This window comes from Pseudomonas sp. Irchel 3H3, from assembly GCF_900187635.1.
Classification (GTDB): Bacteria; Pseudomonadota; Gammaproteobacteria; order Pseudomonadales; family Pseudomonadaceae; genus Aquipseudomonas.
In genome coordinates this window covers 170,391-183,361 of sequence record NZ_FYEC01000002.1, presented here as the reverse complement: position 1 = coordinate 183,361, position 12,971 = coordinate 170,391, and the positions used below count along the sequence as shown (strand labels likewise).

Sequence of the window (12,971 nt, the reverse complement as noted above, 5' to 3'; positions counted from 1 at the left end):
GGCTCAGGCCGGCAGCGCGGGGGTGTGTGGCGGGGTGCTTGCGGGCGCGCTCGGCAGGCGAGTCAGGCGCAGGGCATTGAGCACCACGGTCAACGAACTGATGGACATGCCGACCGCGGCCCACACCGGAGTGATCCAGCCGAGGGCCGCGAAGGGCAACATGAGGCCATTGTACAGCCCGGCCCACAGCAGGTTCTCGATGATTACTCGACGGGTCCGGCGGGCCAGGCTAAAGGCTTGCACCAGGGCGTCCAGGCGGTTGGACAGCAACACCGCGTCGGCACTGGTTTTCGCCAGGTCAGTGGCCGAACCCATGGCCACGCTGATGTCGGCGGCGGCCAGCACCGGCACATCATTGACCCCATCGCCGAGCATCAACACCTTGCGGCCTTGCTGTTGCAGTTGCTTGAGCACTTGCAGCTTGTCGTCCGGGCGCAAACCGCCCCGGGCTTCATCGATGCCCAGCTCGGCGGCCACGCTGGCGACCATTGGCGAACTGTCGCCGGACAGCAGCAGCGTACGCCAGCCCCGGGCCTTGCAGGCGGCGAGCAGGGCGGGGGCGTCACTGCGCAGGCGGTCGTCGAGGACCAGCCAGGCCAGTGCGCCGCTGCTGTCACCCAGCAGCAGCCACTGCCCGGCTTCCTCAGGCATGGCCGGCACCGCACAGCCGCTGAGCGCGCAGACGAAGGCCGGTTGGCCAATGCGCAGGCGCTGCTCGCCGACTCGCCCTTCGAGGCCCAGGCCTGGGCTGCTGAGGACTTCTTCGGCGGCCAGCGGGGCGCGGCCGAATGCGCGGGCAATCGGGTGTTCAGAACGGTTTTCCAGGGCGGCGGCGAGGGCCAGGCACTGGTCGCTGTCGAGGCTGGCCAGGGGCCGGATCGAGCGTAAGGCCAGGCGTCCTTCGGTGAGGGTTCCGGTCTTGTCGAAAATCACCGTGTCGATCTGGTTCAGGCCTTCGAGCACATGCCCACGGGTCAGCAACAGGCCGAGTTTGTGCAGGGTGCCGGTGGCGGCAGTCAGGGCGGTGGGCGTGGCCAGTGACAAGGCGCACGGGCAGGTAGCCACCAGCATCGCCAGGACGATCCAGAACGCCCGGGACGCATCCAGTTGCCACCACAGCAGGCCGATCACCGCGGCGGCCACCAGTGACAGCAGGAGGAACCATTGCGCGGCTTTGTCGGCGATCTCCGCCAGCCGCGGTTTTTCCGCCTGGGCCCGCTCCAGCAAGCGGACGATGGCCGACAGGCGCGTGTCCTGGCCGAGGGCCTGGACCTCGACGGTCAGCGCGCCTTCGACATTCAGGGTGCCCGCGGTGACCGTATCGCCACGTGTGCGGGCCTGGGGCAGGTATTCGCCGGTCAGCAGCGACTCATCGACGCTCGACTGGCCGTCGAGAATCCGCCCGTCAGCCGGCAGGATCGCGCCGGGGTGCACCAGCACCTGGTCGCCCAGGCGTAACTCGCTGAGCAGGATCCGTTCGCTTTGGCCATCGGTGCTCAGGCGCAGGCAGGAGGCCGGTAGCAGGTTCACCAGCTGCGCGGTGGCCGCGGCTGTGCGCTCGCGGGCCCGGCGCTCCAGGTAACGCCCGGCCAGCAGGAACAGGGCGAACATGCCGACCGCGTCGAAATACAGCTCGCCGGTGCCGGTGATCGAGGTCCAGATACCCGCCAGGTAGGCGCCGCCAATGGCCAGCGAGACCGATACGTCCATGGTCAGGTGGCGGGTGCGCAGGTCGCGCATCGCCCCTTTGAAGAACGGCGCGCAGCTGTAGAACACAATCGGCGTGGTCAGGAACAGCGCGACCCAGCGCAAGATGGTGTGCAGTTCGGGGCTGAGGTCGATGTTGAATTCCGGCCATGTCGCCATGGTTGCCATCATCGCCTGGAACCACAGCAGGCCGGCTACACCCAGTTGGCGCAGGGCCAGGCGGTTTTCGCTGGCCAGTTGTTCGCTGGCGCGGTCGGCCTGGTAGGGGTGGGCGGCATAGCCGATGTGGCGCAACTCGCTGAGCACCTGACTCAACGGCAACTGGCTATCGACCCAGCGCACGTGCAGGCGATGGTTCGACAGGTTCAGCCGCGCCTCGGCCACGGCAGGCAGGCCACGCAGGTGTTTTTCGATCAACCAGCCACAGGCGGCGCAACTGATGCCTTCCATCAGTAGCGTGGTTTCGGCCAGGTCGCCGTCGTGGCGGACGAAGGGTTGCTGCACATCGGCGCGGTCGTACAGCGCCAGTTCGTCGACCAGCTGCACCGGCAAGGCTTCGGGGTTGGCCGAGGCTTCGCTACGGTGACTGTAGTAATGCTCCAGGCCACCGGCGACTATCGCTTCGGCCACCGCCTGGCATCCTGGGCAGCAGAGCTCGCGGGTTTCGCCGAGGATCACGGCAGTAAACCGGCTGCCAGACGGGACGGGCAGGGCGCAGTGGTAGCAGGGGATTGGGCTGGTGGTCATGGGGTAATCACTAGTACCGCTGGATCTCTATCGTCGGATAGGGCCGCTTCGCGGGCAAACCCGCTCCCACAGGGATCGTTGGCGAGCTCACGACCGCTGATCAACTGTGGGAGCGGGCTTGCCCGCGAATGCGCGAAGCGCAGTTTTTAGTTCTTCAGGTCTTCGGCGCCTTGCAGCGGTTCGTCACCCAACAGCAGGTCCTTGTCGTGGCTGACCTGTTCTTCTTCGAACATGCGCCAGATGTGATCGTCCTGGCTGCCGAGCAATTCGACAAAGCGGCGGCCTTCGACCTTGTCGGTCACCTGGCCGATGTAGCGGCCTGGTTCGGTTTCGCTGCGAGTCAGGGTGATCTTGCGGTCTTTCTCTGGCTGGGTCGGCGAGATCAGGTTCAGCTCCAGGGTCCTGGGCTGGCTGTTGCCGGTCAGGTGCAGGTCGACTTCGCCGGTGACCCCATCCAGGTGCACGCTGGCGCGCAGCAGCAGGGTCTGGGCCAGCAGCTCACGGTCCAGGGAGCGGTTGATGCCTTTGCCAGCCTCGTAGTAATTGTCGTTGACCAGGTTGTCCGGGTTGTTCACCGCGATGGTCACCATCGACAGGGTCAGCGTCACCGAACAGGCCAGGATCGCGATGATGATCCAGGGCCAGAGGTGCTTGTACCAAGGGCTGGTGGCATTTGCTGCAGGCATGATGACTTCTCTCAACGAATTTGTGGGCCGATGAATCGGCTCTTGGCTTCAATGTGGACGCTGTCGTCGTCGGCATCCTTGAGGATGAATTTCACCTCGTTGGTGCTTGACGGCAGTTGCTCCGGTGCACTCGACAACTCGACCGGCATGCTGAAAATTTCCCCGGCGGCGACCTTGATCTCACGCTTGCCTTGCAGCTTGAGGTCTGGCAGGCCAGCGGCTTCCAGCAGGTAGGTATGGTCGCGCTGGTCCTTGTTCATGACTTTGAGGCTGTAGACGTTCTCGATCCGCCCTTCGGCGTTCTCGCGGTACAGCACGCGGTCCTTGCTGACGTCGAAGCCCACCAGTGGGCGCATGAAGAAAGCGGTCACCAGGAGGCTGATCATTGCCAGCAACACCAGCGCATAGCCGATCAGGCGCGGTCGCAGTTTATGGGTTTTCTGGCCGGACAGGTTGTGCTCGGTGGTGTAGCTGATCAGGCCGCGGGGGTAGTCCATCTTGTCCATGATGCTGTCGCAGGCGTCGATGCACGCGGCACAGCCGATGCATTCGATCTGCAGGCCGTCGCGGATGTCGATGCCGGTCGGGCACACCTGTACGCACATGGTGCAATCGATGCAGTCACCCAGGCCCTGGGCCTTGTAGTCCACGCCTTTTTTGCGCGGGCCACGGGCTTCGCCACGGCGCGGATCGTAGGAAACGATCAGGGTGTCCTTGTCGAACATCACGCTCTGGAAACGTGCATACGGGCACATGTAGATGCACACCTGCTCGCGCAACCAGCCGGCGTTGCCGTAGGTGGCGAGGGTGAAGAAGCCGACCCAGAAGTACGACCAGCCATCCGCCTGGCCGGTGAAGAAGTCGATGACCAGCTCACGAATCGGCGAGAAATAGCCGACGAAGGTCATGCCGGTGACGAAACCGATCAACAGCCACAGGCTGTGTTTGCTGAACTTGCGCAGGAACTTGTTGGCGCTCATTGGCGCCTTGTCGAGCTTGATGCGCTGGTTGCGGTCGCCTTCGGTGACCTTCTCGCACCACATGTAAATCCATGTCCAGACGCTCTGCGGGCAGGTATAGCCGCACCAGACGCGTCCGGCGTAGACGGTAATGAAGAACAGCCCGAAGGCGGCAATGATCAGCAGGCCCGAGAGCAGGATGAAGTCCTGCGGCCAGAAGGTGGCGCCGAAAATGAAGAATTTGCGTTCAGGCAGGTTCCACCACACGGCCTGGTGGCCGCCCCAGTTGAGCCACACCGTACCGAAATACAGCAGGAACAGCCCGGCACCGCCCATCATCCGCAGATTGCGGAACAGGCCGGTGAAGGCGCGGGTGTAGATTTTTTCTCTTGAGGCGTAAAGGTCGACGCTGTTGTTCGCGTTCTTGGCAGGTGGTGTAACGTCGTGTACCGGAATTTGATTGCTCATCATTGCATCCCACGGCAGTGGAAAAATGCCTCGGTCAGTACGTGCCGACCGCGGTCAAAAAGGCTGTTGCAGTGGCGCAATGATACGCCTGAAGCTCTAGCGCAAGGGTGCGACCTTTGGTCGCGTTGGGAAAAATGGGAGGATGGTGTAGCAAATGTAACAAATCATGATGCAGGTCAATTGACTTGTTCAGTATGGACGATTTTCCCCCCACCATCCTCACGCCTGGCCAGCATCGCCACCACCGGCGCTGAAACATCGGCACTTGATTAAGTGCGGCCAGGGGTTTGTTTCATTTTCGCAAGGGGCAGTAAGTTGGTGGCGAGCCAGGATCGACCTGGCTCATTCACCTTAAACCCTTTATGAAAATGGAATTTTATGAAGCTCATTAATTGTTACAAGTTAGCCGCCGTGCTGGTGCTCTTCTGCGGGGCGCCCGGCGCATTCAGCGCGCAGGAGACTGTATCACCTGTGCACCTGGTCTTTGCCTCCGACCCGCAGTATCCCTGGACTGAAAGCTCCGATGACGGCTCGCCCGAATCAGACTCAGCGCGCGACGCCCGTTCGAAGTGGCTGATCGATACCCAATACGCCGATATTGCCAGTTTCCGCCGCAATTTCGGGGGTGTCCAGCGGGTGCCAGTGATGATCAATGGCGACCTCACGGCGTTTGGCCACGGCTGGCAACGCTCGGTGCTGATGCCGATTCTGGAGTCCCGGCTGGAGGGGGTCTATGACTACGGGTTGGGCAATCACGACTATGAAAACAACGTCGACGATTGTTTTCTCAACAGCTGCGCTGCCGACAGTATCGAGGCGCTCAAGCAGCGTTACTGGGGCAAGGTCGACAGCATGGACTTCGGCGTGCGGGTCTCGGGGGGCACCGATATCTATTACGGCAGCCTGGCGTATTCGCGCAACCAGGGTGATGTGCATCTGGTGCAACTGCACAACGAGCCGACCTATTCGGTGAACTTCAGCTCCGGAGTGCCTCTCATCAGTCCCAAGGCGTTCGAAATCAGCGATGCGCTGGAATGGCTCGAAGGCGACCTGAAAAAGGCCCGGGAGCAGGGCCGAATTATTATTCTCAACCTGCACAAGCCGCGAGACTGGGCCGGCAGTCAGGAGCAGATCGCCCGGTTTAGAAACATGATCGAGACCTACAAAGTCACGGCGGTATTTGCCGGGCATTATCACGGCTACACAGGGCAATACTGGTATGCCACCGAGGAATTTGGCCAGGTGCCGGTGTTTCTCAGCGGTTCGGCTTCCCAGCAGAGCTACCTGATCGCAAGCTTTGCCGCAGACCGGCAATCACTGGCGGTCCATCGCGTCAAAGACAATAACTGGCCCAGCCGTCAACTCGAGTCGGTGATTGAAGTGCAGTATTAGGGGGCACAAACCAAACGGCCCCGTCAGGTGACTGACGGGGCCGTTGGTTGTTGCATCAAGCGTTTGCCTTACTCGGCGTCCGCTGCCTTCTCGCCGTGAGACAGGCTGTAGACGTAAGCGGCCAGCAAGTGAACCTTGTCGTTACCCTGCATTTGCTCTTGCGCAGGCATCTGGCCCTGACGGCCGTAACGGATGGTCTGCTGCAGTTGAGCAAAGCTCGAGCCGTAGATGAACGCGCCCGGGTGAGTCAGGTCAGGTGCACCCATTGCTGGCGTGCCTTTGCCCGCTGGGCCGTGGCATGCCACGCAGTTGGCGGCGAACAGCTTCTGGCCAGCAACCGGGTCGGCTTTGCTGCCTTCTGGCAGTTTACGGCCATCGAGGTTGGTCAGGACAAATGCCGCAACGTCGCTGACGCCTTGTTCACCGATCACTTCAGCCCAGGCTGGCATCACGGCGTGACGACCGCCGAGGATGGTGGCCTTGATTTCTGCTGGCGAACCGCCCCAGCGCCAGTCGGCGTCGGTCAGGTTCGGGAAGCCATAAGCACCCTTGGCGTCGGAGCCGTGGCAAACCGAGCAGTTGGAGGCGAACAGGCGGCCACCCATCTTCAGGGCTTGTGGGTCCTTGGCGACCTCTTCGATCGGCATGGCAGCGAACTTGGCGAAGATCGGACCGAACTTGGCGTCCGACTTGGCCATTTCCTTTTCCCACTCGTGAACGCCGGTCCAGCCGGACTGGCCGTTGGCGAACGGGGTCTGCTTCTCGTTATCGAGGTAGCTGTAACCCGGCAGCAGGCCTTTCCAGTTGCCCAGGCCCGGGTACAGCACCAGATAACCCAGGGCGAAGACGATGGTGCCGACGAACAGCATGAACCACCATTTCGGCAGCGGGTTGTCGTACTCCTCGATCCCGTCGAAGGAGTGGCCAACCGTCTCATCTGTCTGCTCGCTGCGCTGGCCCTTGCGGGTCGACAGCAGCAGCCAGGTCAGGGCGAAGATGGTACCCAGACTGAGGACTGTGACGTACAGACTCCAGAACGTAGTCATTCTTTGTTACTCCTAGAAGCTTGCTCGACGTGCTTGATGGCTTCGGGATCATCCGCGAAAGGCAGCAAGGTCGCGTCTTCAAACTCGGACTTGCGCTTGGGGCTGAACACCCACAAGGCCAGACCGATAAAGGCAACCATCACGACAACGGTGCCCAGGCCACGAATCATCCCGATATCCATCTAAATCACCGTTTGCTTTTGATGATGGTGCCCAGGCCTTGCAGATAGGCCACCAGCGCGTCCATTTCGGTTTTGCCCTTCACAGCATCCTTGGCGCCGGCGATGTCTTCGTCGGTGTAAGGGACGCCGAGCGTGCGCAAGACTTCCATTTTCTTCGCGGTGTCCTTGCCGTCGAGCTTGTTTTCCACGAGGAACGGGTAGGCCGGCATTTTCGACTCGGGCACCACGTTGCGCGGGTTGTACAAGTGCGCACGCTGCCAGTCATCGGAGTAACGACCGCCGACGCGGGCCAGGTCCGGACCGGTACGCTTGGAACCCCACAGGAACGGGTGGTCCCAGACGCTTTCACCGGCTACCGAGTAGTGGCCATAACGTTCGGTTTCAGCGCGAAACGGACGGATCATCTGCGAGTGGCAGCCGACACAACCGTTGGCGATGTAGACGTCGCGGCCTTCCAGTTCAAGGGCGGTACGTGGCTTCATGCCTTCGACCGGCTTGTTGGTGACATCCTGGAAAAACAGCGGGACGATCTGGGTCAGGCCGCCGATGCTGACGGCGATGACCATGAAGAAGGCCAGCAGGCCAATATTCTTCTCGACTGCTTCATGCTTCATCAGTGAGCTCCAACTACAGCAATCTGTTCGGCGGCTTTGGCTTCTGCCGGGTTCGAGGCGCGTACGGTACGGAATACGTTGTAGGCCATGAACAGCATGCCGGAGGCGAAGAATGCACCGCCCAGGGCGCGAACGATAAAGCCCGGGTGGCTGGCTTGCAGCGCTTCAACGAACGAGTAGGTCAGGGTGCCGTCGTCGTTGATTGCACGCCACATCAGGCCCTGGGTGATGCCGTTGACCCACATCGAAGCGATGTAGAGCACGGTACCGATGGTCGCGAGCCAGAAGTGGGTGTTGATCAGGCCAGTGCTGTGCATCTGCGCACGACCGAACAGTTTCGGGATCATGTGGTAGATCGCGCCGATCGAGATCATCGCTACCCAGCCCAAGGCACCGGCGTGTACGTGGCCGATGGTCCAGTCGGTGTAGTGCGACAGCGAGTTGACGGTCTTGATGGCCATCATCGGGCCTTCGAAGGTCGACATGCCGTAGAACGCCAGGGAGACCACCAGGAAGCGCAGGATCGGGTCGGTGCGCAGCTTATGCCAGGCGCCCGACAGGGTCATCATGCCGTTGATCATGCCGCCCCAGCTTGGAGCCAGCAGGATGATCGACATCGCCATGCCCAGGGACTGAGCCCAGTCCGGCAGTGCGGTGTAGTGCAGGTGGTGCGGACCGGCCCAGATGTACAGGGTGATCAGGGCCCAGAAGTGCACGATCGACAGGCGATACGAGTAGATCGGACGCTCGGCCTGCTTCGGCACGAAGTAGTACATCATCCCCAGGAAGCCGGTGGTCAGGAAGAAACCTACCGCGTTGTGGCCGTACCACCACTGGATCATGGCGTCGGTCGCACCGGCGTAGGCCGAGTAGGACTTGAAGAAACTGACCGGCAGGGAGGCGTGGTTGACGATGTGCAGCATCGCCGTCACAACGATGAAGGCACCGTAGAACCAGTTACCGACGTAGATGTGCTTGGTCTTGCGCTTGGTGATGGTGCCGAAGAACACCAGACCGTAGGTGACCCAGACGATAGCCAGCAGGATAGCCAGAGGCCATTCCAGTTCCGCGTATTCCTTGGTGGTGGTGTAACCCAGCGGCAAGGTAACAATCGCGCCGACGATCACCGCTTGCCAACCCCAGAAGGTGAAGGCCGCGAGGCTGTCGGAAATCAGTCGCGTTTGGCAGGTTCGCTGCACGACGTAATAAGAAGTGGCAAACAATGCACAACCACCGAAGGCGAAGATCACCAGGTTGGTGTGCAGTGGGCGCAGGCGTCCAAAGCTCGTCCACGGCAGACCGAAGTTCAACTCCGGCCAGACCAGTTGCGAGGCGATGAAGACACCGAGCCCCATGCCAAGGATCCCCCAGACCACCGTCATGATGGCGAACTGGCGGACTACCTTATAGTTATAAGCAGTCGGACTGATTGCTGTGCTCATTCTAAGGTTCCACGGTTTGGGTGTTTTATTAGGGATAAAAATCGGCCGCAAGTATGGAGAAAGCGGGGGGTCATTGCAACGCGCCATGACCTGCGTCAATGCTTTCAAAAGCTGATTCTGCGGCCTTTCCATGCGCCGCGTAGGGACAAATTTGCCCAGGGGGAAAATGTCCCGGCAGGGGAAAAGGGCGAGGGGGTCGGGTCAGTTGTAACGGGGTGTGTTCAAACGAGGCGTGCAGGTGACAGACGGCAACTTGGACGACAGCCGGTGTCTACCGGCCTTTGCGGCCTGTCATCGAACCGAATCGTCGAACCCATCCTTTACGGTTGACCTGTGACCGGCCTTTGCCAGTCCGCTTGGCAGCAAGCTTAGACGTGAATCTGCCGGACGCAAAGGCAGACCTTTTTGGGGTGCGACAATGCGTCGCAAAGAGGTAGGGAGCTGCCGCACCAGGAAGGTGCGACAGTAATGCGGTTGCGAGTTATTCGCTTTTGCCCTCTGCCTGCAGCGGCTGAGCGCTGGCACCGTGGGAGAGGCTGTAGACGTACGCTGCCAGCAATTGCACTTTGTCATTGCCGAGCAGTTCGTTCTGCGCCGGCATGTGGCCCTGGCGACCATGGCGAATGGTCTGCTGCAACTGGGCCAGGCTAGTGCCGTAGATGAACGCCGCCGGGTGCGTCAGGTTCGGCGCGCCCATCAGTTCCATGCCTTGGCCATTGGCGCCGTGACAGGCTACGCAGGTGGTGCTGTACGCTTGCTGTCCGGCGACCAGGTCGGCACCGCTGTCCTCTGGCAACGGCAGGCCGGCGAGTTCGTGGCGTACATAGGCGGCAACGTTTTTCACCCCGGCATCGCCCAGGACTTCACCCCAGGCCGGCATCGCCGCCATCCGCCCACCCATGATGGTGGTCTTGATCGCCTCCGCGCTACCGCCCCAGCGCCAGTCGCTGTCCGCCAGGTTGGGGAAGCCGAAGGCACCCTTGGCATCCGAGCCGTGGCACACCGAGCAGTTGGAGGCGAACAGGCGTCCGCCCATCTTCAGTGCTTGTGGGTCCTTGGCTACTTCTTCCACGGGCATGGCTGCAAATTTGGCGAAGATCGGCCCGAACTTGGCGTCGGCCTTGGCCATTTCCTTGTCCCATTCCTTGGTCTGGGTCCAGCCGTCCTGATAGCCCGGCAGGATGCCTTTCCAGTTACCCAGGCCCGGGTAGAGGATCAGGTAGCCCACGGCAAACACCAGGGTCCCGGCGAACAGCAGGAACCACCACTGGGGCAGCGGGTTGTCATATTCCTCGATGCCGTCGAAGGCATGGCCCATGGTCTGGTCGACACTGCCCTTGGTCTCACCCTTGCGGGTGCCGACCAGCAGCCAGGTCAGGCCGATCAGGCTGCCGATGGTCAGTACGCAGATCCACGTACTCCAGAAGGTGGTCATGGCCGGGTACTCCTTGTTGCGGGTTCTTGAGTGCTGGCGTCTTCGGCCAGGGGTTCATCGGCAAACGGCAGCAGGCGGGCTTCGGCGAATTGCGCGCTGCGCTTGCTGTTGAACACCCACAGGGTCAGGCCGATAAAGGCCACGAACACCACGACGGTGCCCAGGCCGCGGATCATTCCAGTGCTGATTACGCTCAATATTTCATAGGGCATGGCTCACCTCTTGCTCTTGATCGCAGTGCCGAGCACTTGCAGGTAGGAGACCAGGGCGTCCATCTCGGTCTTGCCCTTGAGCGTGGCGACTGACCCGGCGATGTCCTCGTCGGTGTAGGGCACGCCCAGGGTGCGCATGACCTTGAGCTTGGTTTCGGTATTGCTGCTGTCCACGGCCTGGGTAACCAGCCATGGATAGGCCGGCATTTTCGACTCCGGTACCACGTTGCGCGGGTTGTACAGGTGGGCGCGGTGCCAGTCATCGGAGTAGCGACCGCCGACCCGTGCCAGGTCCGGACCGGTACGCTTGGAACCCCACAGGAACGGGTGGTCCCAGACGCTTTCACCGGCTACCGAGTAGTGGCCATAACGTTCGGTCTCGGCGCGGAACGGACGGATCATCTGCGAGTGGCACTGCACGCAGCCTTCGCGGATGTAGATGTCGCGACCTTCCAGTTGCAGCGCGGTGTAGGGCTTCATGCCTTCGACCGGCTTGTTGGTGACGTCCTGGAAGAACAGCGGGACGATCTGCGTCAGACCGCCGATGCTCACCGCAAAGACCATCAGCAACAGCAGCAGGCCGACGTTTTTTTCAATCGTTTCGTGTTTCATGGTGGACTCCTCAGGCCATCTGCGCCGCGGCGGCGACTTCGGCTGGTTGGGCCTCACGCACGGTGCGCCAGGTGTTGTAGGCCATCAGGAACATGCCGCTCAGGAAGATCGCCCCGCCGACCAGGCGTACGACGAAGCCTGGGTGGCTGGCCACCAGGGTTTCCACGAAGGAGTAGGTCAGGGTCCCGTCTTCGTTGACGGCACGCCACATCAGGCCCTGGGCAATGCCGTTGACCCACATCGAGGCGATGTAGAGCACGGTGCCGATGGTGGCGAGCCAGAAGTGCGCGTTGATCAGGCCGACACTGTGCATCTGCGTACGACCGAAGATTTTCGGGATCATGTGGTACAGCGCGCCGATGGAGATCATCGCTACCCAGCCGAGGGCGCCGGCGTGTACGTGGCCGATGGTCCAGTCGGTGTAGTGGGAGAGGGCGTTGACGGTCTTGATCGCCATCATCGGGCCTTCGAAGGTCGACATGCCGTAGAACGCCAGGGACACCACCAGGAAGCGCAGGATCGGGTCGCTGCGCAGCTTATGCCAGGCGCCCGAGAGGGTCATCATGCCGTTGATCATGCCGCCCCAGCTCGGCGCCAGCAGAATCAGCGACATCACCATGCCCAGCGACTGAGCCCAGTCCGGCAGCGCGGTGTAGTGCAGGTGGTGCGGGCCGGCCCAGATGTACAGGGTGATCAGGGCCCAGAAGTGCACGATCGACAGGCGATAGGAGTACACAGGGCGCTCGGCCTGCTTCGGCACGAAGTAGTACATCATCCCCAGGAAACCGGCAGTGAGGAAGAAGCCTACGGCGTTGTGGCCGTACCACCACTGGACCATGGCATCGGTCGCACCGGCATACACCGAGTAGGACTTGGTCAGGCTGACCGGCAGCTCCAGGTTGTTGACGATGTGCAGGATGGCCACGGTGATGATGAACGCGCCGAAGAACCAGTTGCCGACGTAGATGTGCTTGGTCTTGCGCTTCATCAGCGTGCCGAAGAACACGATGGCGTAGGCGACCCAGACGATGGTGATCAGGATGTCGATCGGCCATTCCAGCTCGGCGTATTCCTTGGAGCTGGTGTAGCCCAGCGGCAAGGTGATGGCTGCCAGCAGGATCACCAGTTGCCAGCCCCAGAAGGTGAACGCGGCGATTTTTGGCGCGAACAATTGCGTCTGGCAAGTGCGTTGGACCGAGTAGAACGAGGCGGCAAACAGTGCGCAGCCACCAAAGGCGAAGATCACCGCGTTGGTGTGCAGCGGGCGCAGGCGACCGAAGCTGGTCCACGGCAAATTGAAGTTCAGTTCGGGCCAGACCAATTGAGCCGCGAGAAAAACCCCGAGCCCCATGCCGACGATGCCCCATACCACCGTCATAATGGCGAATTGGCGGACCACCTTGTAGTTATAGGCGGTACTTAAAGAAGTGTTCATGGTTCCCCATCCACGGTTCAGCCGAAGTGAAGGC

12 protein-coding genes are annotated in these 12,971 nt (G+C 61.5%); 1 reads left to right on the top strand and 11 read right to left on the bottom strand.

All coding sequences use genetic code 11. The features are described 5' to 3' along the window. Positions 1-3: 3 nt before the first annotated feature. The 3 genes from CKW24_RS03795 to ccoG form a co-directional block, all read right to left on the bottom strand. Positions 4-2,454 carry a heavy metal translocating P-type ATPase gene (locus CKW24_RS03795; RefSeq protein WP_095165374.1) on the bottom strand — a complete coding sequence of 817 codons (2,451 nt, stop codon included), beginning with the start codon at positions 2,452-2,454 and terminating at the stop codon, positions 4-6. A gap of 146 nt (positions 2,455-2,600) precedes the next feature. Then, positions 2,601-3,140, bottom strand: coding sequence for a FixH family protein (locus tag CKW24_RS03790; protein ID WP_095165372.1), 540 nt, complete (start codon positions 3,138-3,140; stop codon positions 2,601-2,603). 11 nt (positions 3,141-3,151) lie between these two features. Continuing rightward, positions 3,152-4,567: a cytochrome c oxidase accessory protein CcoG gene (gene ccoG / locus CKW24_RS03785; RefSeq protein ID WP_095165370.1), complete on the bottom strand. Its 1,416-nt coding sequence runs from the start codon at positions 4,565-4,567 to the stop codon at positions 3,152-3,154. Positions 4,568-4,945: 378 nt separating this feature from the next. Between ccoG and CKW24_RS03780 the strand changes: the two genes are divergently transcribed. Next, a complete protein-coding gene (locus tag CKW24_RS03780; protein ID WP_095165369.1) occupies positions 4,946-5,959 on the top strand; it encodes a metallophosphoesterase in 1,014 nt (337 codons plus the stop codon). A 68-nt stretch (positions 5,960-6,027) separates the two neighbouring features. On the opposite strand, the gene ccoP (CKW24_RS03775) is transcribed toward CKW24_RS03780, so the two are convergent. From ccoP (CKW24_RS03775) to ccoN (CKW24_RS03740), 8 genes are all read right to left on the bottom strand, one after another. After that, on the bottom strand, positions 6,028-7,005 hold the full coding sequence (ccoP, locus tag CKW24_RS03775; RefSeq protein ID WP_095165367.1) for a cytochrome-c oxidase, cbb3-type subunit III: 978 nt from the start codon (positions 7,003-7,005) through the stop codon (positions 6,028-6,030). After that, positions 7,002-7,187, bottom strand: coding sequence for a CcoQ/FixQ family Cbb3-type cytochrome c oxidase assembly chaperone (locus CKW24_RS03770; protein WP_003175465.1), 186 nt, complete (start codon positions 7,185-7,187; stop codon positions 7,002-7,004). The genes ccoP (CKW24_RS03775) and CKW24_RS03770 overlap by 4 nt, the downstream gene beginning before the upstream one ends. 5 nt (positions 7,188-7,192) lie before the next feature. Continuing rightward, complete coding sequence (ccoO, locus tag CKW24_RS03765) at positions 7,193-7,801, bottom strand: cytochrome-c oxidase, cbb3-type subunit II (protein ID WP_009042961.1); 609 nt, start codon at positions 7,799-7,801, stop codon at positions 7,193-7,195. After that, positions 7,801-9,243, bottom strand: a complete 1,443-nt coding sequence (ccoN, locus tag CKW24_RS03760; protein ID WP_095165365.1) for a cytochrome-c oxidase, cbb3-type subunit I — start codon at positions 9,241-9,243, stop codon at positions 7,801-7,803. The genes ccoO (CKW24_RS03765) and ccoN (CKW24_RS03760) overlap by 1 nt, the downstream gene beginning before the upstream one ends. Before the next feature lie 481 nt (positions 9,244-9,724). After that, complete coding sequence (gene ccoP, locus CKW24_RS03755) at positions 9,725-10,678, bottom strand: cytochrome-c oxidase, cbb3-type subunit III (protein WP_095165363.1); 954 nt, start codon at positions 10,676-10,678, stop codon at positions 9,725-9,727. Continuing rightward, positions 10,675-10,890 (bottom strand): cbb3-type cytochrome c oxidase subunit 3, encoded by a 216-nt coding sequence (locus tag CKW24_RS03750; RefSeq protein WP_095165361.1) that lies wholly within the window; start codon positions 10,888-10,890, stop codon positions 10,675-10,677. Before CKW24_RS03750 ends, ccoP (CKW24_RS03755) begins: the two co-directional genes overlap by 4 nt. Positions 10,891-10,893: 3 nt before the next feature. Next, a complete protein-coding gene (ccoO, locus tag CKW24_RS03745; RefSeq protein WP_095165359.1) occupies positions 10,894-11,502 on the bottom strand; it encodes a cytochrome-c oxidase, cbb3-type subunit II in 609 nt (202 codons plus the stop codon). A gap of 10 nt (positions 11,503-11,512) precedes the next feature. Continuing rightward, positions 11,513-12,937, bottom strand: a complete 1,425-nt coding sequence (gene ccoN, locus CKW24_RS03740) for a cytochrome-c oxidase, cbb3-type subunit I (protein WP_095165357.1) — start codon at positions 12,935-12,937, stop codon at positions 11,513-11,515. Between the last annotated feature and the right edge of the window lie 34 nt (positions 12,938-12,971).